The organism is Pseudescherichia vulneris NBRC 102420 (assembly GCF_000759795.1).
Classification (GTDB): Bacteria; Pseudomonadota; Gammaproteobacteria; order Enterobacterales; family Enterobacteriaceae; genus Pseudescherichia; species Pseudescherichia vulneris.
In genome coordinates, this window is record NZ_BBMZ01000010.1 from 90362 (window position 1) to 115762 (window position 25401).

The 25401-nt window shown below is 57.4% G+C and carries 27 protein-coding genes; 10 read left to right on the forward strand and 17 right to left on the reverse strand.

Annotated features, from left to right (window positions below; all coding sequences use genetic code 11):
• The first annotated feature begins 66 nt into the window (after positions 1-66).
• From rsmF to EV102420_RS09595, 3 genes are all read left to right on the forward strand, one after another.
• The gene (gene rsmF / locus EV102420_RS09585) at positions 67-1506 is read left to right on the forward strand and encodes a 16S rRNA (cytosine(1407)-C(5))-methyltransferase RsmF (RefSeq protein ID WP_042391324.1); all 1440 of its coding nucleotides are present in this window, start codon (positions 67-69) and stop codon (positions 1504-1506) included.
• A 113-nt stretch (positions 1507-1619) separates the two neighbouring features.
• On the forward strand, positions 1620-1859 hold the full coding sequence (locus EV102420_RS09590; RefSeq protein WP_042391325.1) for a DUF1480 family protein: 240 nt from the start codon (positions 1620-1622) through the stop codon (positions 1857-1859).
• Positions 1860-1962: 103 nt separating this feature from the next.
• A complete protein-coding gene (locus tag EV102420_RS09595; RefSeq protein ID WP_042391328.1) occupies positions 1963-2154 on the forward strand; it encodes a YdfD/YebW family protein in 192 nt (63 codons plus the stop codon).
• 327 nt (positions 2155-2481) lie between these two features.
• On the opposite strand, the gene EV102420_RS09600 is transcribed toward EV102420_RS09595, so the two are convergent.
• The 3 genes from EV102420_RS09600 to yobA are packed head-to-tail and all read right to left on the reverse strand — an operon-like array spanning position 2482 to position 4075.
• Positions 2482-2820: a YebY family protein gene (locus tag EV102420_RS09600; protein WP_042391330.1), complete on the reverse strand. Its 339-nt coding sequence runs from the start codon at positions 2818-2820 to the stop codon at positions 2482-2484.
• A 15-nt stretch (positions 2821-2835) separates the two neighbouring features.
• Entirely contained in the window at positions 2836-3699 is an 864-nt protein-coding gene (copD, locus tag EV102420_RS09605) for a copper homeostasis membrane protein CopD (RefSeq protein WP_042391331.1), read from the reverse strand.
• A 1-nt stretch (position 3700) separates the two neighbouring features.
• Entirely contained in the window at positions 3701-4075 is a 375-nt protein-coding gene (gene yobA / locus EV102420_RS09610) for a CopC domain-containing protein YobA (protein WP_042391332.1), read from the reverse strand.
• Positions 4076-4209: 134 nt separating this feature from the next.
• On the opposite strand from yobA, the gene EV102420_RS09615 reads away from it, so the two are divergent.
• Entirely contained in the window at positions 4210-4440 is a 231-nt protein-coding gene (locus EV102420_RS09615; RefSeq protein WP_042391334.1) for a DNA polymerase III subunit theta, read from the forward strand.
• Between the two features lie 24 nt (positions 4441-4464).
• Positions 4465-5127, forward strand: coding sequence for an exodeoxyribonuclease X (gene exoX, locus EV102420_RS09620; RefSeq protein WP_042391335.1), 663 nt, complete (start codon positions 4465-4467; stop codon positions 5125-5127).
• Between the two features lie 12 nt (positions 5128-5139).
• Here the strand turns inward: exoX and ptrB are convergent, their stop codons facing one another.
• The 4 genes from ptrB to EV102420_RS09640 all read right to left on the reverse strand — a co-directional run bounded on the left by ptrB (position 5140) and on the right by EV102420_RS09640 (position 8758).
• Positions 5140-7197: an oligopeptidase B gene (ptrB, locus tag EV102420_RS09625; RefSeq protein ID WP_042391336.1), complete on the reverse strand. Its 2058-nt coding sequence runs from the start codon at positions 7195-7197 to the stop codon at positions 5140-5142.
• 84 nt (positions 7198-7281) lie between these two features.
• A complete protein-coding gene (locus tag EV102420_RS09630; RefSeq protein ID WP_042391338.1) occupies positions 7282-7941 on the reverse strand; it encodes a tellurite resistance TerB family protein in 660 nt (219 codons plus the stop codon).
• Positions 7942-8036: 95 nt separating this feature from the next.
• Positions 8037-8384, reverse strand: a complete 348-nt coding sequence (yebF, locus tag EV102420_RS09635) for a protein YebF (protein WP_042391339.1) — start codon at positions 8382-8384, stop codon at positions 8037-8039.
• Positions 8385-8449: 65 nt separating this feature from the next.
• Positions 8450-8758, reverse strand: coding sequence for a YebG family protein (locus EV102420_RS09640; protein WP_042391341.1), 309 nt, complete (start codon positions 8756-8758; stop codon positions 8450-8452).
• A 131-nt stretch (positions 8759-8889) separates the two neighbouring features.
• Here EV102420_RS09640 and purT point away from each other — a divergent pair, with 131 nt between their 5' ends.
• Positions 8890-10068, forward strand: coding sequence for a formate-dependent phosphoribosylglycinamide formyltransferase (purT, locus tag EV102420_RS09645; protein WP_042391342.1), 1179 nt, complete (start codon positions 8890-8892; stop codon positions 10066-10068).
• Positions 10069-10192: 124 nt separating this feature from the next.
• On the opposite strand, the gene kdgA is transcribed toward purT, so the two are convergent.
• The 3 genes from kdgA to zwf all read right to left on the reverse strand — a co-directional run bounded on the left by kdgA (position 10193) and on the right by zwf (position 14420).
• On the reverse strand, positions 10193-10834 hold the full coding sequence (kdgA, locus tag EV102420_RS09650) for a bifunctional 4-hydroxy-2-oxoglutarate aldolase/2-dehydro-3-deoxy-phosphogluconate aldolase (protein WP_042391344.1): 642 nt from the start codon (positions 10832-10834) through the stop codon (positions 10193-10195).
• Positions 10835-10874: 40 nt separating this feature from the next.
• On the reverse strand, positions 10875-12686 hold the full coding sequence (gene edd / locus EV102420_RS09655; protein WP_042391345.1) for a phosphogluconate dehydratase: 1812 nt from the start codon (positions 12684-12686) through the stop codon (positions 10875-10877).
• A 258-nt stretch (positions 12687-12944) separates the two neighbouring features.
• A complete protein-coding gene (gene zwf, locus EV102420_RS09660; RefSeq protein WP_042391346.1) occupies positions 12945-14420 on the reverse strand; it encodes a glucose-6-phosphate dehydrogenase in 1476 nt (491 codons plus the stop codon).
• Between the two features lie 345 nt (positions 14421-14765).
• Here zwf and EV102420_RS09665 point away from each other — a divergent pair, with 345 nt between their 5' ends.
• Both EV102420_RS09665 and pyk read left to right on the forward strand, forming a co-directional pair.
• Entirely contained in the window at positions 14766-15635 is an 870-nt protein-coding gene (locus EV102420_RS09665) for a MurR/RpiR family transcriptional regulator (RefSeq protein WP_042391347.1), read from the forward strand.
• Between the two features lie 126 nt (positions 15636-15761).
• Positions 15762-17204, forward strand: coding sequence for a pyruvate kinase (pyk, locus tag EV102420_RS09670; protein WP_042391348.1), 1443 nt, complete (start codon positions 15762-15764; stop codon positions 17202-17204).
• A gap of 110 nt (positions 17205-17314) precedes the next feature.
• Here the strand turns inward: pyk and lpxM are convergent, their stop codons facing one another.
• From lpxM to znuA, 3 genes are all read right to left on the reverse strand, one after another.
• Positions 17315-18286 carry a lauroyl-Kdo(2)-lipid IV(A) myristoyltransferase gene (gene lpxM / locus EV102420_RS09675; RefSeq protein WP_042391349.1) on the reverse strand — a complete coding sequence of 324 codons (972 nt, stop codon included), beginning with the start codon at positions 18284-18286 and terminating at the stop codon, positions 17315-17317.
• Between the two features lie 147 nt (positions 18287-18433).
• Positions 18434-19759: a murein DD-endopeptidase MepM gene (gene mepM, locus EV102420_RS09680; RefSeq protein WP_042391351.1), complete on the reverse strand. Its 1326-nt coding sequence runs from the start codon at positions 19757-19759 to the stop codon at positions 18434-18436.
• A gap of 15 nt (positions 19760-19774) precedes the next feature.
• On the reverse strand, positions 19775-20719 hold the full coding sequence (gene znuA / locus EV102420_RS09685) for a zinc ABC transporter substrate-binding protein ZnuA (RefSeq protein WP_042391352.1): 945 nt from the start codon (positions 20717-20719) through the stop codon (positions 19775-19777).
• A gap of 78 nt (positions 20720-20797) precedes the next feature.
• Between znuA and znuC the strand changes: the two genes are divergently transcribed.
• Together znuC and znuB are read left to right on the forward strand one after the other, a co-directional pair.
• On the forward strand, positions 20798-21553 hold the full coding sequence (gene znuC, locus EV102420_RS09690; protein WP_042391353.1) for a zinc ABC transporter ATP-binding protein ZnuC: 756 nt from the start codon (positions 20798-20800) through the stop codon (positions 21551-21553).
• The gene (znuB, locus tag EV102420_RS09695) at positions 21550-22335 is read left to right on the forward strand and encodes a zinc ABC transporter permease subunit ZnuB (RefSeq protein ID WP_042391354.1); all 786 of its coding nucleotides are present in this window, start codon (positions 21550-21552) and stop codon (positions 22333-22335) included. Before znuC ends, znuB begins: the two co-directional genes overlap by 4 nt.
• Positions 22336-22389: 54 nt before the next feature.
• Here the strand turns inward: znuB and ruvB are convergent, their stop codons facing one another.
• From ruvB to EV102420_RS09715, 4 genes are all read right to left on the reverse strand, one after another.
• Positions 22390-23400 (reverse strand): Holliday junction branch migration DNA helicase RuvB, encoded by a 1011-nt coding sequence (ruvB, locus tag EV102420_RS09700; protein ID WP_042391355.1) that lies wholly within the window; start codon positions 23398-23400, stop codon positions 22390-22392.
• Positions 23401-23408: 8 nt separating this feature from the next.
• Entirely contained in the window at positions 23409-24020 is a 612-nt protein-coding gene (gene ruvA, locus EV102420_RS09705; protein WP_042391356.1) for a Holliday junction branch migration protein RuvA, read from the reverse strand.
• A 78-nt stretch (positions 24021-24098) separates the two neighbouring features.
• Positions 24099-24620, reverse strand: a complete 522-nt coding sequence (gene ruvC / locus EV102420_RS09710) for a crossover junction endodeoxyribonuclease RuvC (protein WP_042391357.1) — start codon at positions 24618-24620, stop codon at positions 24099-24101.
• A 33-nt stretch (positions 24621-24653) separates the two neighbouring features.
• Entirely contained in the window at positions 24654-25397 is a 744-nt protein-coding gene (locus tag EV102420_RS09715) for a YebC/PmpR family DNA-binding transcriptional regulator (RefSeq protein ID WP_042391358.1), read from the reverse strand.
• Positions 25398-25401: the final 4 nt, after the last annotated feature.

A 25401-nucleotide genomic window follows, 5' to 3' on the forward strand; every position in this document is an offset into this window, starting at 1 on the left:
CGTCTGCTGCGCCGGAGCGTTTTATGCTACACTGCGCCCCCTGTTTTATTGCTGGTGGTGTAATTCGTGGCTCACAACGCTGTCTATCTTCCTGAAGAATTTCTTGCGCAGATGCGTCTGGCTATGCCGACGCATCTCTCCTTCGATGACTTTATTGCCGCCTGTCAGCGTCCGCTGCGCCGCAGCATTCGGGTCAACACGCTTAAAATTTCCGTGGCAGCGTTTCTGAACCTGGTCGCCCCCTATGCCTGGCAGCTGACGCCGGTTCCGTGGTGCGAAGAGGGATTCTGGATCGAGCGTGAAGATGAAGAGACCCTGCCTCTTGGCAGCACCGCCGAGCACCTCAGCGGACTGTTTTACATCCAGGAAGCCAGCTCAATGCTGCCGGTTAGCGCCCTTTTCGCCGACGGCAACCAGCCTCAGCGGGTGATGGACGTTGCCGCCGCCCCTGGCTCGAAAACCACCCAGATCGCCGCGCGGATGGATAACGGCGGGGCGATCCTCGCCAACGAGTTTTCCGCCAGCCGAGTGAAGGTATTGCATGCCAACATCAGCCGCTGCGGGATCGGCAACGTGGCCCTGACCCACTTCGATGGTCGGGTATTCGGCGCAGCGCTGCCCGAGACCTTTGACGCCATCCTGCTGGACGCGCCCTGCTCCGGTGAAGGCGTGGTGCGAAAAGATCCCGATGCCTTGAAAAACTGGTCCGTTGCCAGCAATCAAGAGATCGCCGCTACCCAGCGGGAGCTGATCGACAGCGCCTTTCACGCCCTGCGCCCCGGCGGGACGCTGGTCTACTCGACCTGCACCCTAAACCGGGACGAGAACGAAGCGATTTGCCACTGGCTCAAGGCCCAGTACCCCGATGAGGTTGAGTTTCTGCCGCTGGAGCAGCTGTTTACCGGCGCGACACAGGCGCTGACCCCCGATGGCTTCCTGCACGTCTTCCCGCAAATTTTCGACTGCGAAGGGTTCTTTGTCGCGCGGCTGCGTAAAACGGCCTCGGTCGAGGCGCTGCCCGCGCCCGGCTACAAGATGGGTAAATTCCCCTTCACGCCGGTCAAAGGCCGCGAGAGCGCCCAGATAACCCAGGCCGCAGCGGCCTCCGGGCTACAGTGGAACGACACGTTACGCCTTTGGCAGCGTGATAAAGAGCTGTGGCTCTTCCCGGCACAGATCGAAGCGTTGACCGGAAAAGTCCGCTTCTCGCGCATCGGCCTCAAGCTCGCCGAGACGCACAACAAAGGCTACCGCTGGCAGCACGAGGCGGTGATTGCTCTTGCCGGAACCGATAATCCGCTGGCCTTTGAGCTCAACCCTGCTGAAGCAGAAGAGTGGTATCGCGGCCGGGATATCTACCCACAGGCGACAATCGCGCATGACGAGGTGATTGTGACGTTTCAGGGGCAGCCCCTAGGCCTGGCAAAAAAAGTCGGCTCGCGCCTTAAGAACAGCTACCCGCGAGAGCTGGTTCGCGATGGTCGTCTGTTTGCCAGCAAAGCGTAACTCCGGAAAAAAAGCGCACTTTTTGACTGGCGGGATAGCTCATGTTGTACCAGGCTGAAAAATGGGGTGACTTTACTGGTCGTACCACATTTCGCAGATCAATGGAGAGCATTATGACGAAAACCAGCGTGCGCATTGGCCAATTTGAGATAGATGATGCTGAGCTGCAAGGCGATGGGCCAGGAGAGCGGACGTTACGCATTCCATGCAGCTCCGATCCCGATTTATGTATGCAGCTTGATGCCTGGGATGCCGAGACCAGCATTCCGGCGCTGCTCAACGGTGAACAGTCCGTGCTGTACCGTGAGCACTACGATGAACAAACCGATACCTGGATCCTGCGCCTCGGCTGATATCCATTGAACCCGCCGCTCGGCGGGTTATTTATGCCTGGAATTTCCTCTCTTTACCTTCATCCCCTACACTTAACCTAAGCGGTACGGAAGTGAGGATGGAATGGTCGCGCTGGTTCTTTTTATTTGCTACCTGGATGGTGGCTGCGATGACATCGTTATCGATGTCTACAATACCGAACAGCAGTGTCTGGTCTCTATGGAGGAGCAGCGCATCCGTCACGGCGGCTGCTATCCGGTTGAGGACTTTGTCGACGGCTTCTGGCGACCCGCTCAGGAGTTTAGCGATTTTTAATTTCCCACAATATTAACCAAAAAAAACGCTGGACGCCCGGCGGGTTGAATATGGTATGGTTAACTCAGGAAAGAGATAAAAAAAGACCGAATACGATTCCTGTATTCGGTCCAGGGAAATGGCTCTTGGGAGAGAGCCGTGCGCTAAAAGTTGGCATTAATGCAGGCTAACTACGCCTGGCACTTTAAGAATAGATGACAGCGCCAGCTTTTCCAGTCCACACACTCTGTGGCAGGAAAAAAAGAGTGATTGTCACGACCGTAAACAAAAAAACCGCAACGCTTCGTTACTGAAGCCTGCGGTTTTTTGTTATGGATCAAGCCGACATTAGCAGAGCGTTTCAGCCCGCTCGATAAACGGGGCAAGGCTCATCTTTTCCCCAGGCTTCGCCGGATCGTCAACCTGAATAATGGAGATGGGCTGGCCGCTGTTCTGACCCTTGGCGACCTGCTGCTTTGCGGCATCGTTGAGCGGATACTGCACTAGCGTGCTGGGGTTGATAGCAAACAGGGCATGGCCAGGACGGCAGGTGAGCATCACCTCTTCACGGTTAAACGCCCATTTCTCTTTACCCATATCTAAGCGGCTTACGGTGATCACCTGCGGCGCGGCCAGCGCACTGGTCGAACAGGTAAGTAATAAAAGAGTGAGAATACTTTTTTTCATTTTTTCGCCAGTTATTCAAAAAGGTTCAAGTGTCGCAAACAGGCTGACTGTTGCCAGCACCACAATGCCGAGAACCACTTCAGCTTGCGTCATCCGGATAAACGCCGCGTGCGCCTGAGCTTCCTGCACGCGAAAACGCGGCACCAGCACATAGCGGTTTACCAGGGCAATCATCACCATCAGCAGCACCAGCGCGCATTTGACCAGCAGCAGTTGGCCATACGAACTGTGCCACGGCAGCACCACGCCCTGAATAAGAAGCGCGTTGATGATGCCGGTGAGTAACACCCCTGCGACCGCCAGATGTCCGTAACGGGAGAAGCGCATCAGGCTGTTTATTGCCGATAGGCGACTGTGCGATTTTACCCGCTGCATACAATACAGCACCGGCAGCAAGCCGCCAAACCATGCGGCGGCACACAGAAGATGCACGGCATAATTAAGCCGGGTAAGTACGCCTGTCACCCCGTCATGCATTGCCGCATGGCCGGTATTCGCCAACAGCAGCAGCTGGGCGGTGACCAGTAGCAGTACCCGCCCCTGCTGATACATCACGCCCAGCAGCAGCGCTGCCAGCGCGAGAACAACCTGCCACAGCCAGACGCTGCCAAATTGCGTTTCGCTTACCGCCAGCCAGATATCCGGCTGCCAGACGTCGTGCCAGCCGTTGCCCATCATACCGCCCTGTACGGCAAACATCAGCAGCGCAGAGAAAAATGCCAGCGCCAGCGCGCCGCGCTGCATAGGCATAAAACGTCGCTGGAGCGCGGGGCGGATCGTCGGGTCAGCAAGCCAGTGCGCAAAGGCGCTGCTGCCAAATACCAACATCAGGCTCAGAAAATGGATAAACCGCAGGCCAACGTAGCAAAGCGCGAGCATATTACTTCACGCTGAACCGGTAGCTGCCCTGCGTTTTATGCCCGTCAACGGAGACAACGTGCCACTCTACGGTATACTCACCGGGCGTGAGTGCCTGTTCGATGGGCGCAATGAGCTGCGTTTTATCGTTGTCGTTACGCTTTACCGCACCGATTTTTACCGTCTGCTGCTGTGAACCGGTCACCTTTACGCCGCTGAACTTGGGTTCAATGCCCTCGGAAAAATTGAGGGTCAGCGCCTGCGGAGCCGCGGTGACGTTCGCATCGGCGGCCGGATATTGATGTTTCAGGTGAGCATGCGCGAAAACCGCAGGCGAAGCAGCGAGAGAGGCCAACAGCAGTAGCGTGCGGCTGGTAGACTTAGCGGTAAAACCCATCGTTCTATTCCCTTTTGTTATGTCTATAGGACAAAGAATAACTCTGTATAATGGTGCAGTCGAGTCTGTACCGATACGGGCTTGCCTTTCTGCAGCAGGCTTAGTACTTTTGCGCCGTTAAACCGGGAGGACCTATGAAAACCAATCTTGCACTACTGCCTCAGGACGAGATGGACAAAGTGAACGTTGACCTGGCGGCGGCTGGCGTGGCCTTTAAAGAGCGTTACAATATGCCGGTTATCGCAGAGGTGGTGGAGCGCGAACAGCCCGCTCATCTGCGCGACTGGTTTCGCGAGCGGCTGATTGCCCATCGCCTGGCATCCGTGTCGCTCTCACGCCTGCCCTACGAGCCTAAAATCAAATAATCGACCCGGTTGCTGGAGAAGAGGATGTTACGCGTAATCGATACTGAAACCTGTGGCCTGCAGGGCGGCATCGTTGAAATTGCCTCGGTGGATGTCATCGATGGTCAGATTGTGAATCCGATGAGCCACCTTGTGCGTCCGGATCGCCCCATCAGCCATCAGGCGATGGCCATCCACCGTATCACTGAAGAGATGGTGGCCGATCAGCCGTGGATCGAAGAGATACTGCCCCACTACCTGGGCAGCAGCTGGTACGTCGCGCACAACGCCAGCTTCGATCGCCGCGTGCTGCCGGAGATGCCCGGCGAGTGGATCTGCACCATGAAGCTGGCCCGTCGCCTGTGGCCGGGGATCCAGTACAGCAACATGGCGCTCTACAAGTCGCGCAAGCTGAGCGTACAGACGCCGCCGGGGCTGCATCATCACCGGGCGCTGTATGATTGCTACATCACCGCCGCGCTGCTGATTGACATCATGGAGACGTCGGGCTGGACGCCAGACCAGATGGCGACGATCACCGGTCGCCCTGCCCTGATGACCACCTTTACCTTTGGCAAATATCGCGGCAAAGCGGTATCCGACATCGCCGACCGCGATCCGGGGTACCTGCGCTGGCTGTACAACAACCTTGAGCGCATGAGCCCCGAACTGCGGCTGACGTTAAAGCACTATTTAGACGAAAACTAATCTCAATGAAAACTAGCTTTTTTTGCCCGGCAAGGTGCCCTGCGCCAGCGCCACAAGGAAAGCGAACTCCAGCGCGACGCCTTCATAGGATTTAAAGCGGCCCGACTTCCCGCCGTGGCCCGCATCCATATCCGTACAAAGCAGCAGCAGGTTATCATCGGTTTTTGTTGCCCGTAGCTTCGCCACCCACTTGGCTGGCTCCCAGTACTGTACCTGGGAGTCATGCAGGCCGGTTGTCACCAGCAGGTGCGGATAGGCCTGAGCGCTCACGTTATCGTATGGGCTGTAGCTTTTCATGTAGCGATAGTAGGTCTCGTCCTGCGGATTGCCCCACTCCTCAAACTCGCCGGTGGTTAACGGAATCGACTCGTCCAGCATGGTGGTGACGACGTCCACAAAGGGTACCTGGGCGATCGCCCCATGGAACAGGCCCGGGCGCTCGTTAATCACCGTACCGATCAGCATCCCGCCCGCACTGCCGCCCATGCCGTAGCAGTAGCGCGTAGAGCCGTAACCCTGCGCCAGCAGCGCGTCACAGACGTCGATATAGTCGTTAAAGGTGTTTCTCTTTTTAAGGAACTTACCGTCCTCATACCAGTGCTGGCCCAGCTCGCCGCCGCCGCGAATATGGGCGATGGCATAGACAAAGCCGCGATCCAGCAGGCTCAGGCGGCTGCTGCTGAAGTCGGCATCGATGCTGGTGCCGTAGGAGCCATAGCCGTAAACCAGCAGCGGATTCTGCCCCTTGCGGAAGTGTTTTCGGTTATAGACCAGCGAGACGGGAACCTCTACGCCGTCGCGCGCCTTGATCCACAGATGTTCGCTGCGGTACTGGCTGGCATCAAAGCCGTGGACCTCCGTCTGCTTGAGCACCCGCCGTTCACCGGTATCCATATCCAGCTCAAACAGCGTATCCGGCGTCGTCATAGAAGAGTAGCCGTAGCGTAGCCGGGAGGTTTCCGGCTCGGGATTATAGGCCAGCCAGGTCACATAGGCCGGATCGTCAAAGGCGATACCGGTCACCTCGCGGGTTTTACGGTTGATCTGCCGCAGACTGGTTAAGCCGCGCTGACGCTCTTCCACCACCAGCCAGTCGGTAAACAGCGTAAAGCCCTCCAGCATAATGTGATCCCGGGGCGGGATCAGCACCTCCCACTGCTTGTCATTACGCACCTTAGTGCGATAGAGACCGAAGTTTTTCCCTTCACGGTTTGAGCGCAGATAGAACGTGTGCTGGTAGTGATCGAGGTTGTACTCATGATCTTTGCGCCGGGGCAGAAACATGATCGGCTGGGCATCCGGCAGCTCGGCATCCAGCAGCAGACATTCGCTGGTGGTGGCGCTGGCCAGATAGATAATTACATAATGCTGGGAGGTCGTCTTATGCAGGCTGACGTAGTAGGTCTCGTCCTTCTCCTCATAGACCAGCTCATCCTGGCAGGCAGGCGTACCGATGGTGTGTCGCCATACCTGATAAGGCAGCAGCGTTTTGGCATGCTTGCGCACGTAGTAGAGCGTTTCGGAGTCGTTGATCCAGACGAAGTCCGGAGTGACGTTATCCAGCATCTCTGGATACCAGTTTCCGGTCTCCAGATTACGAAAGCGCAGGCCATACTGCCGCCGGGAGAGGTAGTCCTCCGCGAGCGCCATGATTTTATTATCCGGCGACACGGCTAGCCCGCCCAAGGTATAGAACTCACTGTGGGCAGCGCGCTTGTTGGCATCCAGCAGCACCTGCCACTCATCCCACTCGCTGCTAAGCACCGATTGGCGCTGATAGATGGCGTACTCGCACCCCGGCTCATAGACGTGACGGTAGCGGTAGCCATTGCGGGTATAGGAAGCGGAAACTTCGCGCTGGGGAAGACGGTCGACGATCTCTTTGAGCAGGCGCTCCTGTAACGCCTGCTGCGAGGCCATGACGTCGCGCCCGTAGTCATTCTCCTGGTGCAGATAGTCCAGGACATCCTGATCCGAACGCGTATCGTCGCGCAGCCAGTAGTAGTCGTCTGTTCGCGTATCGCCATGCAGCGTCATGACGTGCGGTACTGTTTTTGCTTTTGGTGGCATAGCGTTATCTTTTCAGTTTACACCCTATAAGGGTGGCAAAACCCACGCATGTTGCAAGCGAAACGCGCCACCAACGCGTGTAAGCTAGCCTGGCAGCGCGCTTTTTTGCGCTTTCAGGTCCTGTTCTATGCCGTCGCGCACGTCCTGCGGGATCTTCAAGGCGTCCCCGAGGGCGTTGAGATAGCTGCGCTCCATAAAGTGATCGATATCGATAGCCGCACAGCTGAGGAAGTACAGCTCCAGCGCCTCCTCCTCGTTACGCACGTCGCGGGCTAACCGCTGAGGATCGAGCGGCTGCTCGATAGCCTGCGCCACCAGCGCTCTGCCCTGCTCCTCAACGCCCGCCTCCCGCATTTGCGCATCGATGGCTTCGCGCTCGCGGGCATCAATATGGCCGTCGCTTTTCGCGGCAAAGACCAGCGCCAGGATCAGACGTTCGGTGCGCACATCCAGCGGCGAGCTCTGCTGACCAAACTGCGGCTCATCCTGATGCGTACTGCGCACGCGATCTTTGTATTTGTTCCACAGCACCGTGCCAGCAACGGCCCCGCCACCCATCAGCAGCGCGCTGGTCCCGTATTTCGTAAGCAGCTTACGGGAAGAGGAGTTCGAGACCAGCAGGCCCGCCAGGCCACCCAGTGCGCCGGGCACCAGCAGCTTGCTGAGTCCCTGCCCATCACCCGATGAGGCGGATGCCCCTTTCTGGCCCAGCAGCGACTGCAGTTGATTCATCCAGTTAGTCATAGTTCCCCCCGATTATCCTGTGTCAAACCACAGAGTAAGCGAGGGGGTGTCAGGAAATGTCTAAGCTGACTAAAGAAGCGAAAATGCGGGGAGGATTAACGATGGGTATAGACAGCCTTACCGCCTTTGCAGTCAACCGCCACCTGATAGTGAATATCGGTGTTTTTACCGCGAACGGTTAGCGGAACGGTCCACTTATCCTCTTTCCCGGTAATCTCTTTGACGTTGATCCAGGCAACGGGATCGGCCTGCCCCAGCCTCTCCTGGTCGTCGGCCCAGCGCGCAATGCGGTTTTGCTGATAGTCGCGCTTGACGCTGGCGGCGATACCAGCGGCATCCAGCCCTTCGCAGCTGGGAAACTTCACTGATTTACTATTGGCAGCCTGTACGCTAACGCTGCCGGCCAGCAGGGCAAGGCCGAGCAGTAATCCTAATTTGTTCATGCTTATCTCCTGTGCGCATAACCCACACAAAGCATGGTACAAATTACCGGCAGCGCAAGCTGCGGTTAGGCTACTTTGCTACGCTTTGCCGTCGGCATATCCGTTACGGTATCGCTTTTGATTGGTGCGGCATCAGGATCCGGCAGCTTACCGGAGCGGAAGACCGCACTGAGGGTCTCTTTCTGCTCTGCCAGCCACAGCGCCATCTGCTCGCGCTGCGCGTCATCAAACGCAACGGGGGCATTTACCAGCACGCCTTCCAGTACTTCCGCCAGATCGAGCATTTTGTCGTACGCATCGGCTTCCTTTTTGCTGGCAAAAGACATTTTTTCCTCACCTTCGCGGATTACCACGTATTTGACTTCAACCGCCATAATGCAGCCTCATTTACCTGTTTATTTATACAGTATAATAGTAAGCATTTCCCTGCAGGAATGCAAGCCGAAAAAAGACACGCAAACGTTTTCGTGTATAATAGTCCGAAATTTTTAAACGGGTGGATAGTATGACTTTTTTAGGTACGGCGCTGCGTCCGGCAGCCACGCGTGTAATGCTGTTGGGCTCTGGTGAGCTGGGTAAAGAGGTAGCGATTGAGTGCCAGCGTCTGGGCATTGAAGTGATTGCGGTGGACCGCTATGCGGACGCTCCAGCAATGCACGTCGCCCATCGTTCGCACGTGATCAACATGCTGGACGGCGAGGCGTTAAAAGCCTTAGTGACGCAGGAGAAACCGGATTTTATCGTGCCGGAGATCGAAGCTATCGCCACCGATACGCTGCTTGAGCTGGAGGCCCAGGGCCAGCAGGTCGTGCCCTGCGCCCGCGCCGCGAAGCTGACTATGAACCGGGAGGGGATCCGCCGCCTGGCGGCTGAAGAGCTGCGCCTGCCGACCTCAACCTACCGCTTCGCCGACAGCGAAACTGCGTTTAGAGAGGCGGTTGCTGCGCTCGGGCTACCGTGCATTATTAAACCGGTGATGAGCTCCTCCGGCAAGGGCCAGAGCTTTATTCGTAGTGCCGATCAGCTGCATGATGCCTGGCAGTACGCCCAGCTCGGCGGACGCGCAGGAGCGGGACGCGTGATTGTCGAAGGGGTGGTGAAGTTTGACTTTGAAATTACCCTCCTCACCGTGAGCGCCGTTGACGGGGTGCACTTCTGTGATCCTATCGGCCATCGCCAGGAGGATGGCGACTACCGTGAATCCTGGCAACCGCAGCAGATGAGCGAGCTGGCTCTCTCCCGCGCCCAGGCCATTGCTCAGGAAGTCGTGCTGGCGCTGGGCGGCTACGGGCTGTTCGGCGTGGAGCTGTTTGTCTGCGGTGATGAAGTGATCTTCAGCGAGGTATCACCGCGTCCACACGATACCGGCATGGTCACGCTGATCTCGCAGGATCTCTCAGAGTTTGCTCTGCACGTACGCGCCTTTCTCGGTCTGCCGGTAGGCGGCGTGCGTCAGTACGGTCCGTCCGCTTCGGCGGTGATCCTGCCTGTGTTAAAGAGCGATAACGTGACCTTTGATAACGTGCAGGCGGCGGTGGGCGCGGGTCTTCAGCTGCGCCTGTTCGGCAAGCCGGAGATCGACGGCACGCGGCGCTTAGGCGTGGCGTTAGCCACCGGTGAAAGCATCGAGGATGCGGTAGAACGGGCTAAGCATGCCGCCGCAGGCGTACAGGTCGCAGGATAAAAAAACGGGCCATATGGCCCGTTTTTGTTGGCATTGCCCGCCGGCGCTTCGCTTGCGCGGGCCTACGGTATCTCGCCGTTTGTAGGCCGGGTAAGGCGAAGCCGCCACCCGGCAGAACAAGACCTTACTGCTGCGCGCCTTCTACTGCTTCGCGAGCCAGTTTGGTAATGCGATCGTAGTCACCTGCTTCCAGCGCGTCAGCCGGTACCAGCCATGAGCCACCGATGCACAGCACGCTTTTCAGCGCCAGGTAGTCACGGTAGTTCGCCGGAGAGATGCCGCCGGTCGGGCAGAAACGCACCTGCGAGAACGGGCCAGCAATCGCCTGCAGTGCTTTGGTGCCGCCGTTGGCTTCCGCCGGGAAGAATTTGAACTCTTTCAGACCGTAGTCGAGGCCGAGCATCAGTTCAGACACGGTGCTGATGCCTGGGATCAGCGGGATGGTGCCTTCGGTTGCTGCTTTCAGCAGCGGCTCGGTCAGGCCTGGGCTGATAGCAAACTGCGCGCCAGCTTCGGTCACTTCCGCCAGCTGCTGCGGGTTCAGTACCGTACCGGCACCAATGATTGCTTCCGGGACTTCTTTCGCAATGGCGCGGATCGCATCCATGGCGCAGGCGGTACGCAGAGTGACTTCCAGCACGCGAACGCCACCGGCCACCAGGGCTTTCGCCATCGGTACAGCATGTTCCAGTTTGTTCACCACGATAACCGGTACAACAGGACCCGTTTTCAGGATTGCTTCAGCACTCGTTTTCCAGTTTTTCATCAGAGTTTTTCTCTCGCCCGATCTAAAAAAATTAATCAGTTTAAAAAGTGATACAGGTTGCGCCCTGCTCCGCACCGGAGAGTTTTTCACGCAGTGCGCTAAACATTTCGCGGCCAGTACCGACACGCGCGCTACTCAGGTCAGGAATGTGCGGCTGACGTGCAGCAAGCTCGGTTTCATCCACCAGCAGAGTGAGCTCCCCTGTCTGTCCATTGACGCGGATGATATCGCCCTCGCGTACTTTTGCCAGCAACCCGCCGTCATACGCTTCTGGTGTCACATGGATCGCCGACGGTACTTTACCTGATGCGCCGGAGAGCCGTCCATCGGTGACTAATGCGATTTTGAAACGGCGGTCCAATAATACACCAAGTGGCGGCATCAGTTTATGTAATTCTGGCATGCCGTTCGCTTTTGGCCCTTGATGTCGGACAACAACCACGCAGTCACGGTCAAGCAGCCCGGCTTCAAATGCCGGTAACACGTCGTGCTGGCTCTCAAAAATCACCGCTGGAGCCTCAACGACCTGGTTCTCAACCGGAACGGCGGAGGTTTTCATGACCGCACGTCCCAGGTTACCGCTGAGCACTTTCGTGCCGCCGTGGTGCGAGAATGGCTTGTCGATAGAGGCAATGATATCGTTGTCCAGCGAGGCGCTGGCCCCCTCGCGCCAGTCCAGCTCGCCCTCGTTCAACCACGGCTCAAGGGTGTAGCGTGACAGCCCGTGGCCCACCACGGTATTCACATCTTCATGCAGGAGGCCGCCCTTCAGCAGCTCGCGCATCAGCACCGGCACACCGCCCGCCGCCTGGAAGTGGTTGATATCCGCCGGGCCGTTCGGGTACAGGCGTGCCATCAGGGGTACCACTTCCGAGAGTTCAGAGAAGTCATCCCAGTTGATGATGATGCCCGCCGCCCGCGCCATCGCCACCAGGTGCATGGTGTGGTTAGTAGAGCCGCCGGTCGCCAGCAGGGCGACAATGCCATTAACCACCACCCTCTCATCGATCATCTTGCCGAGCGGCATCCACTCGTTGCCGTTGCCGGTCAAACGCGTTACCTGGCGTGCGGCCGCCACGGTCAGGGCTTCACGCAGCGGCGCGTCAGGATGGACAAATGACGAGCCCGGCAGCTGCATGCCCATAAATTCAATAACCATCTGGTTGGTATTGGCCGTGCCGTAGAAGGTGCAGGTGCCAGGGGCATGGTAGGAAGCCGCCTCGGACTCCAGCAGCGCCATGCGGTCCACTTTACCTTCTGCATAAAGCTGGCGGATCCGCACCTTCTCTTTATTCGGCAGGCCGCTGGCCATCGGGCCTGACGGCACAAACAGCGCTGGCAGGTGACCAAATGACAGCGCGGCCATCGCCAGGCCCGGGACGATTTTATCGCAGACGCCGAGGTAGAGCGCTCCGTCAAACATATTATGCGACAGGCCGACGGCGGCAGACATAGCGATGATTTCGCGGCTGAGAAGGGAGAGCTCCATGCCGTCCTGGCCCTGGGTCACGCCATCGCACATGGCCGGAACACCGCCCGCGACCTGGCCTACGGCGTTAACCGAATGCAGAGCGTTACGAATGATGTCAGGGTAGCGTTCATAGGGCTGGTGGGCGGAGAGCATATCGTTATAGGAGGTGATAATGGCGACGTTGTTACGCAGCATGCTTTTCAGCGAGGCCTTGTCCTCTGGCTGGCAGGCGGCGAAACCGTGGGCCAGGTTACCGCAGGCCAGCGACGAACGATGAACGGTATTGCTTTTCGCTTGCTCGATGCGGGCGAGATAGGCGCTGCGGGTGGCATGAGAACGGTCGATAATACGCTTTGTTACCCGTAACAATGTCGAGTTCATAAAGGCTCCTGAAAATGAGGTGTCCCGGACGGCAGCGTGGTCGTGAAAATGATGATGCAAAAACCACTCATCCACCGCAGGCCGGAGGCAAAATCGCTTCAGCCAGTGTAATAAAAAAAGCGTTACGGGTGAATCCGGGGACGATGCAAAAGAGTGAAAATTATGCAGGAATCTGTGTTAGATCATGTTACCGGTAAAATAGGAGCGTAATAAACAAAAAAAACGGCCCCGCAGGGCCGTCCTAACAGGAGGCGTTAATTACTCGAATTCGTTCCAGGAGCGGCCGTCGCGGGTGATCATCGCCACCGATGCAACAGGACCCCAGGTACCGGCCTGGTAAGGCTTCGGTGACTCGTTATCCATCGCCCAGGCTTCGGTAATGGAGTCGACCCATTTCCACGCCTCTTCTACCTCGTCGCGACGCACAAACAGCGCCTGGATGCCGCGCATCGTCTCCAGCAGCAGACGCTCGTAAGCATCAGCTAAATGGGTTTCGTTAAAGGTTTCGGAGTAGCTCAGATCCAGCTTGGTGGTTTGCAGGTTATGCTTGTGATCAAGACCCGGAACCTTATTGAGGATCTGGATATCCACGCCCTCGTCCGGCTGCAGGCGGATGGTGAGCTTGTTCTGGGGCAGATCCTGCCAGGACTCTTTAAACAGGTTCAGCGGCGGAGTTTTAAAGTAGACCACCACTTCAGAGCACTTGGTCGGCAGGCGTTTGCCGGTACGCAGGTAGAACGGCACGTCGGCCCAGCGCCAGTCGTCGATATCCACGCGGATCGCCACGAAGGTTTCGGTGTTGCTGGTTTTGTTTGCGCCCTCTTCTTCCAGATAGCCCGGCACTTTCTTGCCCTGGGCAAAACCGGCGGTGTACTGACCGCGCACGGTTTTTTCACGCACGTTCGAGCGGTCAATACGGCGCAGCGATTTCAGCACCTTCACTTTCGCATCACGAATGCTGTCCGCAGAGAGATCCGACGGCGGCGACATGGCGATCATGCAGAGAACCTGGAGCAGGTGGTTCTGGATCATGTCGCGCATCTGTCCGGCCTGGTCGAAATAGCCCCAGCGGCCTTCGATGCCGACCTCTTCCGCCACGGTGATCTCCACGTGGTCGATGGTGCGGTTGTCCCAGTTGTTGACGAACAGCGAGTTAGCAAAGCGCAGCGCCAGCAGGTTCAGCACCGTCTCTTTACCGAGGTAGTGGTCGATACGGTAAACCTGGCACTCTTCAAAGTACTCGCCCACCTGGTCGTTGATTTCACGGGAGGTGTCGAGGGAGGTGCCCAGCGGTTTTTCCATCACCACACGCGCGGGCTTGGCGTTGAGTTTTGCTTCACCCAAGCCTTTGCAGATAGCGCCAAAGGTGCTCGGCGGCATAGCGAAGTAGTTGATGGTAACGCGATTCTTCTGATCGAGCATGTCACCGAGACGGGTAAATGCGGTGGTATCGTTGACGTCAAGGTTACAGAAATCGAGGCGTCCGCTGAGCGTATCCCAGAGGCTTTCATCGATTTTCTCTTTCATGAAGGTCTCGAGCGCTTCACGCACGATTTCGGTGTACTTCTCTTTATCCCAGTCCGCACGCCCTACCCCAAGGATACGCGTCTCCGGGTGGATCTGGCCTGCTTTTTCTAGCTGATACAGGGAAGGCAGCAATTTCCGGCGTGCAAGATCGCCTTTCGCGCCGAAAATGACCAGGTCACATGCCTGGGCTGTTTGCGTTACCGCCATGTCATTCTCCTCAGTTGGCTGCCCTGGTACTTTCGCCAGGGCATAGCTGTAATTTTATTACACTGCACTGTACTGCTTTTACGTAAAACCCGAAACCGTTACCGCTTATCCTACCGTGCGCTTTCGCTCAGGCGGCTAAAAATTGGGTAAATCGCCCTGAAAAATCAGGGATTTTGTCTGGAATCGAGTAGCTAAAATCCGACTCTGATCATGTAATGAAAAAAAACAACACGTTTTCCCGCTGTTCTTTACCTTTCCTGGTCCCACAAGGGTAATATCGACTGAACCGCAGCACAATTTCATCCGTTGTTGAAGTTGATTTTAGCCATGGGCACCCCGTTAATAATGAACATGCTGGAAAAAATTCAGTCTCAGCTGGAACACCTTAGCAAATCCGAACGAAAAGTGGCGGAAGTCATACTCACCTCGCCGGACCAGGCCATCCACTCCAGCATCGCTGCGCTGGCGCAGGAGGCCGGGGTCAGCGAACCCACGGTAAACCGTTTCTGCCGCAGCATGGAAACCCGCGGTTTCCCTGATTTCAAGCTGCATCTCGCCCAGAGCCTGGCTAACGGCACGCCCTATGTTAATCGCAATGTCGATGAAGATGACAGCGTTGAGGCCTATACCGGTAAAATATTTGAGTCGGCAATGGCCAGCCTGGATCATGTGCGCCAGTCGCTGGATATGCCCGCCGTTAACCGCGCCGTCGACCTGCTCACCCAGGCGAAGAAGATCGCCTTCTTTGGCCTTGGCTCCTCGGCGGCGGTGGCGCACGACGCCATGAACAAATTCTTCCGCTTCAACGTGCCGGTGGTCTACACCGATGACATCGTCCTGCAGCGCATGAGCTGCATGAACTGCAACGAAGATGACGTGGTGGTGCTGATCTCCCACACCGGCCGAACCAAAAGCCTGGTGGAGCTGGCACAGCTGGCCCGCGAGAGCGATGCCATGGTCATTGCCATCACCTCTGCGGGCACGCCGCTGGCCCGGGAAGCGACGCTGGCCATTACCCTGGACGTGCCGGAAGATACCGACATCTATATGCCGATGGTCTCGCGTTTGGCCCAGCTCACGGTGATCGACGTGCTGGCGACAGGATTTACCCTACGTCGGGGAGCAAAATTCAGAGATAACTTGAAGCGAGTCAAGGAAGCGCTTAAAGAATCGCGTTTTGATAAGGAGCTCCTGACCGGGAGCGATAAACATTAAAATTTTATAACAGCGTTGTAATTCATTACGGCATTCGGTTAAGTTTTTGATTTGCCAAATCGGCGCGCAGAACTGCCGAATTCATATTCACGCAACACCTGGTTGTTTCAGTCAACGGAGTAATACATGTCCAGAAGGCTTCGCAGAACTAAAATCGTTACCACCCTGGGTCCAGCTACCGACCGCGATAATAACCTTGAAAAGATCATCGCTGCTGGCGCTAACGTGGTACGTATGAACTTCTCCCACGGCACGCCAGAAGATCACAAGCTGCGTGCAGATAAAGTGCGCGAGATTGCGGCAAAACTGGGACGTCATGTTGCTATTCTAGGGGACCTGCAGGGTCCAAAAATTCGTGTGTCGACCTTCAAAGAGGGGAAAGTCTTCCTCAACATCGGCGACAAGTTCCTGCTTGATGCCAACCTTGGTAAAGGCGAAGGCGATAAAGAGCGCGTCGGCATCGACTATAAAGGCCTGCCTGCGGACGTGGTTCCCGGCGACATCCTGCTGCTCGACGACGGTCGCGTACAGCTGAAGGTCCTTGAAGTTCAGGGCATGAAGGTCTTTACCGAAGTGACCGTGGGCGGTCCGCTGTCGAATAACAAAGGCATCAACAAGCTGGGCGGCGGACTCTCCGCCGAAGCGCTGACCGACAAAGACAAAGCCGATATCGTCACCGCCGCGCAGATTGGCGTTGACTACCTGGCCGTCTCCTTCCCGCGCTGTGGGGAAGATCTTAACTACGCCCGTCGCCTGGCGCGTGATGCAGGCTGCGATGCCAAAATCGTTGCTAAGGTTGAGCGTGCGGAAGCCGTTTGCGATCAGGACGCAATGGACGACGTGATCCTCGCCTCTGACGTGGTGATGGTGGCCCGTGGCGACCTCGGCGTTGAGATTGGCGACCCGGAGCTGGTAGGCATTCAGAAGGCGCTGATCCGCCGCGCACGCCAGCTTAACCGCTCGGTGATCACCGCGACCCAGATGATGGAGTCGATGATCACCAACCCGATGCCAACCCGTGCCGAAGTAATGGACGTCGCCAACGCCGTGCTGGATGGGACCGATGCCGTGATGCTCTCTGCCGAGACTGCTGCGGGTCAATATCCCGCGGAAACCGTGGCCGCGATGGCCCGCGTCTGCCTGGGTGCCGAGAAGATCCCAAGCATCAACGTCTCCAAACACCGCCTCGATATCCAGTTCGAGAACGTGGAAGAGGCCATTGCGATGTCAGCGATGTATGCTGCCAACCACCTGAAGGGTGTGACCGCCATTATCACCATGACCGAGTCGGGTCGTACCGCGCTGATGACCTCGCGCATCAGCTCCGGTCTGCCGATCTTCGCCATGTCACGCCATGAGCGCACCCTGAACCTGACGGCACTCTACCGTGGCGTCACGCCGGTGTACTTCGACAGCAACAACGACGGCGTGGTCGCTGCCCACGACGCGGTCAACCTGCTGCGTGACAAAGGCTACCTGGTGTCCGGCGATCTGGTTATCGTGACCCAAGGCGACGTGATGGGCACCATTGGTACCACCAACACCACCCGCATCCTGACCGTAGAGTAAGGTTAGCGTATTCCCCGGTGGCGCTGCGCTTACCGGGGCTACGATATGTGTAGTAGGCCGGGTAAGCGAAGCGCCACCCGGCGTTTATCCGCTACCCGGCGTATATTTCCCTATTTCCTCGGAAACAGCTCTTTACGCTTGTAGGGCTCCTGTTCACCCGGCCTGCGCGTCTTAAGCAGCTTTAGGATCCAGGTATACTGCTCTGGATTCGGGCTGACGAGGTGCTCCACCTCTTCATTCATCCGTCTGGCGAGGGTGTTATCGTCAGCGTCTAACAGATCGTCCATCGGCGGCCTGACCATAATCGTCAGGCGATGCGTTTTGCTGTCATAGACCGGGAACAGCGGCACAACGCGGGCGCGGCAGACTTTCATCAGGCGGCCAACGGCAGGCAGCGTCGCTTTATAGGTCGCAAAGAAGTCAACGAACTCGCTCTGCTCCGCGCCGTGATCCTGATCGGGCAGGTAGTAACCCCAATATCCCTGGCGTACGGATTGAATAAAGTGTTTGATGCCGCTATTGCGCGGATGCAGACGCCCGCCAAAGCGGAGGCGCACTTTATTCCAGACGTAATCAAGAACCTTGTTACCCTGGTTATGGAACATAGCAGCGATCGGCCGCCCCTGGGAGGCCATCAGCATCGCCGGAATATCTACGCCCCAGCCGTGCGGCACCAGCAGGATCACGTTCTCACCGTTGCGCTGCATCTCGTCGATAATCTCTTTGCCCTGCCAGTGAATACGACTGGCAATCTTCTCCGGGCCGCGTATCGCCAGCTCAGCCATCAGCACCATTGACTGGGGAGCGGTAGCAAACATCTTATCAACAATGGCTTCCCGCTCGGCTACGCTCTTATCAGGGAAGCAGTAGAGCAGGTTAATTTGCGCCCGGCGGCGGGCACTTTTACCCAGGCGGCCACCGAGACGCCCCAGCTTGCCCAGCAGCGGATCGCGTACCGAGGCCGGTATAAGCGACACGCCTGCCAGCGCGAGAACGCCCAGCCATGCACCCCAGTAGCGCGGCTGAAGGAACTCCTTTTCAAACTGGGGAATGTATTCGCTGTTATTTTTTTTCGTTTCCATGCATCTTCCGGGAGCCGATAGGCTCGGGTCAGAGAAATAATCAGGTATCAATTAACGTGATAGTTTAGCGAGACGTTTGGCTTCGCACAAAAGAAAAAGCCGGTGCCCATGGGCAACCGGCCTTTATAGCGCTTCTGCGGGGGCAAGCTAGTCGAAACGCAGCTGAGGCATAACCTCTTTCACCTGCGCCAGGTAGTCGCGGCGATCGCTGCCGGTCAACCCTTCGGTACGCGGCAGCTTAGCCGTTAACGGGTTAACCGCCTGCTGGTTGATCCACACCTCATAGTGCAGATGCGGGCCGGTTGAGCGGCCGGTGTTACCCGAAAGCGCGATACGATCGCCCCGCTTCACCTTCTGGCCATCTTTCACCAGCAGCTTGCGCAGGTGCATATAGCGCGTGGTGTAGGTACGACCGTGACGGATCGCCACGTAGTAACCTGCCGCGCCGCTGCGCTTAGCGGTAACGACTTCGCCATCGCCTACCGCCAGCACCGGGGTGCCCTGCGGCATGGCAAAATCAACGCCTTTGTGCGGGGCAACGCGGCCGGTCACCGGGTTCAGACGACGCGGGTTAAAGTTTGACGAGACGCGGAACTGTTTAGAGGTTGGGAAACGCATAAAGCCTTTCGCCAGACCGGTGCCGTTCCGATCGTAGAATTTGCCATCTTCAGCGCGGATAGCGTAGTAGTCTTTCCCGTCCGAGCGCAGACGTACGCCGAGCAGCTGACTCTGCTCGCGCTTGCCGTCGAGCATTTCACGGGACATCAGCACCGAGAACTCATCGCCCTTTTTCAGCTTGCGCAGATCTACCTGCCACTGCATGGCTTTGATCACCGCGCTAATTTCACCGCTGTTAAGGCCCGCTTCTTTGGCGCTGGCAACGAAGCTGCTGCCGACCGCGCCTTTCAGCGTGGTGTTAACCCAGTCGCCCTGCTGAACTTCACTGCTCATTTTAAATGCGCCGCTCTCCGTGCGGTCATAGGTGCGGGTTTCACGGCGCGACATCTCCCAAGTCAGGCGCTGCAGATCGCCATCGGCGGTGAGCGTCCAGGAGATTTGCTGGCCGATCTTCAAATTACGCAGCTCTTTATCGGCGCTGGCGAGCTGGGTGACATCACCCATATCCATGCCATACTGGGTCAGAATGCTGCTGAGCGTATCGCCGGTAGAGACAACGTACTCATGCACGCCCGCCTCGTTGCCGGTTTTATCATCCAGTTCGTCCTGGGGGATCTCTTCGACTTCATCAGGCATCGACTGATCGATAGGCTCACTGGCTTCCGGCAGCAGCGAACGGATCTCGCTCTTCTCCAGCTCAATGGCCTTTACAATCGGAGTAGACTCGGGGTGGTAGACATAGGGCCGCCAGACGGCGACCGCTAATGTGAGAACAGTAAGCGACCCCAGCATAACGCGATGGGGTCGGGGCAAATTGTTAAATGCCAGGGCGACAGAGCGGGCTATCTGTTGCACGTATTCACTTCCTCGTTAATCTCCTTTCAGGCAGCTCGCATACTGGTTTGAGAGTTGTTTCAAAAATTGCGCGTAGCTGGTTTTACTCAGCGCAATATTGGTGCCCAGAGGATCTAAAGTCCCCATTCGCACAGACGTTCCTCTCGCAACAGATTCAACGACCGCTGGCCTGAACTGTGGCTCAGCAAAAACGCAGGTTGCTTTTTGCTCAACTAACTGTGTTCTGATTTCATGTAAACGCTGCGCACCGGGCTGAATTTCAGGGTTAACGGTGAAATGGCCGAGCGGCGTCAGACCATAGTGTTTTTCGTAGTAGCCATAGGCGTCATGAAAAACGAAATACCCTTTCCCCTTCACGGGTGCGAGCTCAGTGCCGACCTGCTTATCGGTTTCGGCCAATTGTGCCTCAAAATCGCGCAGGTTGGCGTCAAGCTTGGCTCGACTTTGCGGCATAACTTCCACTAATTTTTGATGGATTGCAACCGCAGCCAGGCGGGCTACCTCCGGTGACATCCAAATGTGCATGTTATACTCGCCATGATGGTGATGTTCGTCACCCTTTTCGCCCTGGTGGTCATGACCTTCATGCTCATCTTCATCATGCTCGCCGCCTTTCATCAGCAACGGTTTCACGTCTGGCAGCTCGCCAATCGCCAGCTGCTTCTGCGCTGGCAGCTGCTGAGTCGGCTTCTGCATGAAGGCTTCCATGTCCGGCCCGACCCAAACCACTAAGTCCGCGCTCTGTAAGCGTTTTACATCCGAAGGACGCAATGAGTAATCATGCTCAGAAGCACCGTCCGGCAGTAATACTTCTGTCTTAGTCACACCGTCGGTAATGGCGGCGGCGATAAAGCCGATAGGCTTAAGCGAAGCGACAACGGCGGCGTTGGCGGGAGAGAGTGTTAAGCTCATGAGAGCGGTGGAGATTGCAGCGCAAAGAAGCGTATTTTTATGTAACATAATGCGACTAATCATCGTAATAAGTGGGTGGAATGTGATATTATAACATTCTATGACTTGTGCAAGCCCTTAAACACTATGACAAATCTTGTTTCACTGGAAAATGTATCCGTCTCCTTCGGTCAACGCCGCGTCCTGTCTGACATTTCGCTGGTGCTGCAGCCTGGAAAAATTTTAACCCTGCTGGGTCCAAACGGCGCAGGAAAATCGACCCTTGTGCGGGTCGTGCTCGGCCTGGTAGCAGCCGATTCCGGCACAATCAAGCGCGATAAGGCGCTGCGCATTGGTTATGTTCCGCAGAAGCTGCATCTGGACGCCACCCTGCCCCTGACCGTCAGCCGTTTTTTGCGCCTGCGTCCGGGGACGCGCAAGGATGATATTCTTCCGGCCCTTAAGCGCGTGCAGGCCGGACACCTGATTGATGCTCCGATGCAAAAGCTTTCCGGCGGTGAGACCCAGCGCGTGCTGCTGGCCCGCGCCCTGCTTAACGCTCCGCAGCTGCTGGTGTTGGATGAGCCTACTCAGGGCGTAGACGTGAACGGCCAGGTGGCGCTGTACGATCTGATTGACCAGCTGCGCCGGGAGCTGAACTGCGCCGTGCTGATGGTTTCTCACGATCTGCATCTGGTGATGGCGAAAACCGACGAGGTGCTGTGCCTCAACCACCATATCTGCTGCTCCGGCACGCCAGAGGTGGTGGCTATGCATCCGCAGTTTATCTCAATGTTCGGGCCGCGCGGCGCTGAACAGCTGGGCATCTATCGCCATAACCATAACCATCGCCATGATTTACAGGGCCGTATCGTACTGCGCCGGGGAAATGGAAACTCATGATTGAACTACTTCTGCCCGGCTGGCTGGCCGGGATGATGCTGGCCTGTGCCGCAGGCCCGCTGGGCTCCTTTGTGGTCTGGCGTCGGATGTCTTACTTCGGCGACACCCTCGCCCACGCGTCGCTGCTCGGCGTCGCTTTTGGTCTGCTGCTGGACGTCAATCCGTTTTACGCGGTGATTGCGGTGACGCTGCTGCTTGCCGGTGGGCTGGTCTGGCTGGAGAAGCGTCCGCACCTGGCGATCGATACCCTGCTGGGCATTATGGCGCACAGCGCTCTGTCGCTGGGTCTGGTGGTGGTCAGTCTGATGTCGAACATTCGCGTCGACCTAATGGCCTACCTGTTTGGCGATCTGCTGGCGGTGACGCCGGACGATCTGATCATCCTCGGGGTGGGCGTCGCGATTGTGCTTGGCATCCTGCTCTGGCAGTGGCGCAGCCTGCTGTCGATGACCATCAGTCCGGATCTGGCCTTTGTTGACGGGGTGAAACTGCAGCGGGTGAAGCTGCTGCTGATGCTGGTAACTGCCCTGACAATTGGCGTAGCGATGAAGTTTGTGGGCGCGTTGATCATCACTTCCCTGCTGATCATTCCCGCCGCCACCGCCCGCCGTTTCGCCCGCACGCCGGAGCAGATGGCCGGGGTTGCGGTGGCAGTCGGAATGCTCGCCGTCACCGGGGGACTGACCTTCTCGGCGTTCTATGACACGCCCGCAGGCCCCTCGGTGGTGCTCTGCGCCGCAGCGCTGTTTATCCTTAGCATGATGAAGAAACCGGCGCAGTAATCATTTTCCCCGGTGGCGCTACGCTTACCGGGGCTACAAAACCTGCGGCATGCCTTATGGCATTGCTGGCGGCGTAATACCGAAGTGGTTCCAGGCTCTTACCGTCGCCATCCGCCCGCGCGGGGTGCGCTGTAAAAAGCCCTGCTGGATCAGGTATGGTTCCAGCACATCCTCAATCGTTTCTCGCTCTTCACCGATGGCCGCTGCAAGGTTATCTAACCCCACCGGGCCGCCAAAGAACTTATCGATCACCGCCAATAGCAGCTTGCGGTCCATATAGTCAAAGCCTTCGGCGTCAACGTTGAGCATATCCAGCGCCTGGGCGGCCACGTCTGCGGAGATTGTCCCGTCATGCTTCACTTCGGAGAAGTCGCGCACGCGCCTAAGGAGGCGGTTGGCGATACGTGGCGTACCCCGCGAGCGGCGGGCCACTTCCAGGGCACCCTCTTCACTCATCTCCAGCCCCATAAAGCGCGCGCTGCGCCCGACGATATGCTGCAGATCGGCGACCTGGTAAAACTCCAGGCGCTGCACGATGCCAAAGCGATCGCGCAGCGGCGAGGTCAGGGAGCCGGCACGGGTGGTGGCACCGATCAGCGTAAAGGGCGGCAGGTCGATTTTAATCGAGCGCGCCGCCGGGCCTTCGCCAATCATGATATCCAGCTGATAATCTTCCATCGCTGGGTAGAGCACCTCTTCCACGACCGGCGACAGGCGATGGATCTCATCGATAAACAGCACGTCGTGCGGCTCAAGGTTGGTCAGCATCGCGGCGAGATCCCCCGCCTTCTCCAGCACCGGGCCAGAGGTGGTGCGCAGGTTAACGCCCATCTCGTTGGCGACAATGTTGGCCAGGGTCGTTTTACCCAGGCCCGGCGGGCCGAAGATCAACAGATGATCGAGCGCATCACCACGCAGCTTTGCCGCCTGGATAAAAATCTCCATCTGCGAGCGCACCTGCGGCTGGCCAATGTATTCGTCGAGCAGCTTAGGACGGATCGCGCGATCGATGACCTCTTCCTGGGTAACGCTGCCTGCTGATACCAGGCGGTCTGCTTCTATCATCCTTTACCTCACATCGCGGCGCGAAGCGCTTCACGAATAAGTGTTTCACTGCTGGCATCCGGGCGTGCCAGTTTACTGACCATGCGGCTGGCTTCCTGAGGCTTGTAGCCCAACGCCACTAGCGCGGCAACCGCTTCCTGTTCGGCATCGTCCGCCGACGGGCCCACGGGCGAAGTCAGCACCAGATCCGCCGCTGGCGTAAAGAGATCGCCATGCAGACCTTTGAAGCGGTCTTTCATCTCAACAATCAGGCGCTCGGCGGTCTTTTTACCGATGCCGGGCAGCTTCACCAACGCGTTGGGATCTTCGCGTTCGACGGCGTTGACAAACTGCTGCGCCGACATGCCGGAGAGGATCGCCAGCGCCAGCTTTGGCCCAACGCCGTTGGTTTTGATCAGCTCTTTAAACAGGGTGCGTTCCTGTTTGTTGTTAAAGCCGTACAGCAGCTGGGCATCTTCACGCACCACGAAGTGGGTGAAGATAATCGCTTCCTGCCCAGCATCCGGTAGCTCATAGAAGCAGGTCATTGGCATATGCACTTCATAGCCTACGCCGCCGGTCTCCAGCAGCACCAGCGGGGGTTGTTTCTCGACAATAATGCCTCTGAGTCTGCCTATCACGTTTCGCTCCTGCGCTATCGGCTAAAATTTTCTCTATGATATAAAAAAGGCTGGATACATATCCAGCCTCTTTTTCGATTAACGTAACCGCCCTCGCGCAAGATTGAGCCGCTTTTCACTCATTTGCATGGCGTTTTGGCTGACATGACAGTGGGTTATGGCAATCGCCAGCGCATCGGCGGCATCCGCCTGGGGATTAGCGGGAAGTTTGAGCAGGGTACGCACCATATGCTGCACCTGACTCTTCTCCGCGCTACCGATGCCGACCACCGTCTGCTTGACCTGGCGAGCGGCATACTCAAAGACCGGCAGGTCCTGATTTACCGCCGCAACAATCGCCACCCCGCGCGCCTGCCCGAGCTTAAGCGCCGAGTCGGCGTTTTTCGCCATAAAGACCTGCTCAATAGCGAAAAAGTCGGGCTGGAACTGGGTGATGATCTCCGACACGCCCGCGTAAATCAGCTTCAGGCGTGAAGGGAGATCGTCAACCTTGGTGCGGATACAGCCGCTGCCAAGATAGGTAAGCTGTCTGCCGACCTGGCGGATCACGCCGTAGCCGGTGATGCGTGAGCCGGGATCAATACCGAGAATGATTGACACCACGCACCTCCTGTTTTACGGAGCCAGACGGCCTCATTCGAGGGTCGCTGCGACCTCATCAGAGATCTCACCGTTGTGGTAAACCTCCTGCACGTCATCGCAGTCTTCAAGCATGTCGATCAGGCGCAGCAGCTTCGGCGCGGTCTCGGCATCCATGTCCGCTTTGGTGGACGGGATCATCGACACTTCAGCGCTGTCCGCTTTCAGGCCAGCAGCTTCCAGCGCATCGCGTACGGCACCCATCTCTTCCCATGCGGTGTAGACGTCGATTGCGCCGTCGTCATAGGTCACCACGTCTTCCGCACCGGCTTCCAGCGCAGCTTCCATGATCGCATCTTCGTCGCCCTGCTCGAAGGAGATCACCCCTTTCTTGCTGAACAGGTAGGCAACGGAGCCGTCGGTACCGAGGTTGCCGCCGGTTTTGGTGAACGCATGGCGAACTTCGGCAACGGTACGGTTACGGTTGTCAGACAGGCACTCGACCATTACCGCCGTGCCGCCAGGGCCATAACCTTCATAAATGATGGTCTCCATGTTCGCGTCTTCATCGCCGCCCACGCCACGGGCGATGGCGCGGTTCAGGGTATCGCGAGTCATGTTGTTGGAGAGCGCTTTATCGATTGCCGCACGCAGACGCGGGTTAGAGCCGGCATCGCCGCCGCCCAGACGCGCTGCCGTTACCAGCTCACGAATAATTTTGGTAAAGATCTTACCGCGTTTGGCATCCTGTGCCGCTTTGCGGTGTTTGGTGTTGGCCCATTTACTGTGACCTGCCATAAAA

Excerpts from the sequence above, each read along its gene's own strand:
- edd (WP_042391345.1), bottom strand. The coding sequence starts at position 12,686 with ATGAACTCGACATTGTTACGGGTAACAAAGCGTATTATCGACCGTTCT.
- EV102420_RS09665 (WP_042391347.1), top strand. The coding sequence starts at position 14,766 with ATGAACATGCTGGAAAAAATTCAGTCTCAGCTGGAACACCTTAGCAAA.
- EV102420_RS09715 (WP_042391358.1), bottom strand. The coding sequence starts at position 25,397 with ATGGCAGGTCACAGTAAATGGGCCAACACCAAACACCGCAAAGCGGCA.
- zwf (WP_042391346.1), bottom strand. The coding sequence starts at position 14,420 with ATGGCGGTAACGCAAACAGCCCAGGCATGTGACCTGGTCATTTTCGGC.
- EV102420_RS09600 (WP_042391330.1), bottom strand. The coding sequence starts at position 2,820 with ATGAAAAAAAGTATTCTCACTCTTTTATTACTTACCTGTTCGACCAGT.
- yebF (WP_042391339.1), bottom strand. The coding sequence starts at position 8,384 with ATGAACAAATTAGGATTACTGCTCGGCCTTGCCCTGCTGGCCGGCAGC.
- pyk (WP_042391348.1), top strand. The coding sequence starts at position 15,762 with ATGTCCAGAAGGCTTCGCAGAACTAAAATCGTTACCACCCTGGGTCCA.
- znuC (WP_042391353.1), top strand. The coding sequence starts at position 20,798 with ATGACAAATCTTGTTTCACTGGAAAATGTATCCGTCTCCTTCGGTCAA.
- znuA (WP_042391352.1), bottom strand. The coding sequence starts at position 20,719 with ATGTTACATAAAAATACGCTTCTTTGCGCTGCAATCTCCACCGCTCTC.
- ptrB (WP_042391336.1), bottom strand. The coding sequence starts at position 7,197 with ATGCCACCAAAAGCAAAAACAGTACCGCACGTCATGACGCTGCATGGC.
- EV102420_RS09630 (WP_042391338.1), bottom strand. The coding sequence starts at position 7,941 with ATGACTAACTGGATGAATCAACTGCAGTCGCTGCTGGGCCAGAAAGGG.
- purT (WP_042391342.1), top strand. The coding sequence starts at position 8,890 with ATGACTTTTTTAGGTACGGCGCTGCGTCCGGCAGCCACGCGTGTAATG.
- EV102420_RS09595 (WP_042391328.1), top strand. The coding sequence starts at position 1,963 with ATGGTCGCGCTGGTTCTTTTTATTTGCTACCTGGATGGTGGCTGCGAT.
- ruvB (WP_042391355.1), bottom strand. The coding sequence starts at position 23,400 with ATGATAGAAGCAGACCGCCTGGTATCAGCAGGCAGCGTTACCCAGGAA.
- EV102420_RS09615 (WP_042391334.1), top strand. The coding sequence starts at position 4,210 with ATGAAAACCAATCTTGCACTACTGCCTCAGGACGAGATGGACAAAGTG.
- kdgA (WP_042391344.1), bottom strand. The coding sequence starts at position 10,834 with ATGAAAAACTGGAAAACGAGTGCTGAAGCAATCCTGAAAACGGGTCCT.
- copD (WP_042391331.1), bottom strand. The coding sequence starts at position 3,699 with ATGCTCGCGCTTTGCTACGTTGGCCTGCGGTTTATCCATTTTCTGAGC.
- znuB (WP_042391354.1), top strand. The coding sequence starts at position 21,550 with ATGATTGAACTACTTCTGCCCGGCTGGCTGGCCGGGATGATGCTGGCC.
- yobA (WP_042391332.1), bottom strand. The coding sequence starts at position 4,075 with ATGGGTTTTACCGCTAAGTCTACCAGCCGCACGCTACTGCTGTTGGCC.
- exoX (WP_042391335.1), top strand. The coding sequence starts at position 4,465 with ATGTTACGCGTAATCGATACTGAAACCTGTGGCCTGCAGGGCGGCATC.
- lpxM (WP_042391349.1), bottom strand. The coding sequence starts at position 18,286 with ATGGAAACGAAAAAAAATAACAGCGAATACATTCCCCAGTTTGAAAAG.
- EV102420_RS09640 (WP_042391341.1), bottom strand. The coding sequence starts at position 8,758 with ATGGCGGTTGAAGTCAAATACGTGGTAATCCGCGAAGGTGAGGAAAAA.
- EV102420_RS09590 (WP_042391325.1), top strand. The coding sequence starts at position 1,620 with ATGACGAAAACCAGCGTGCGCATTGGCCAATTTGAGATAGATGATGCT.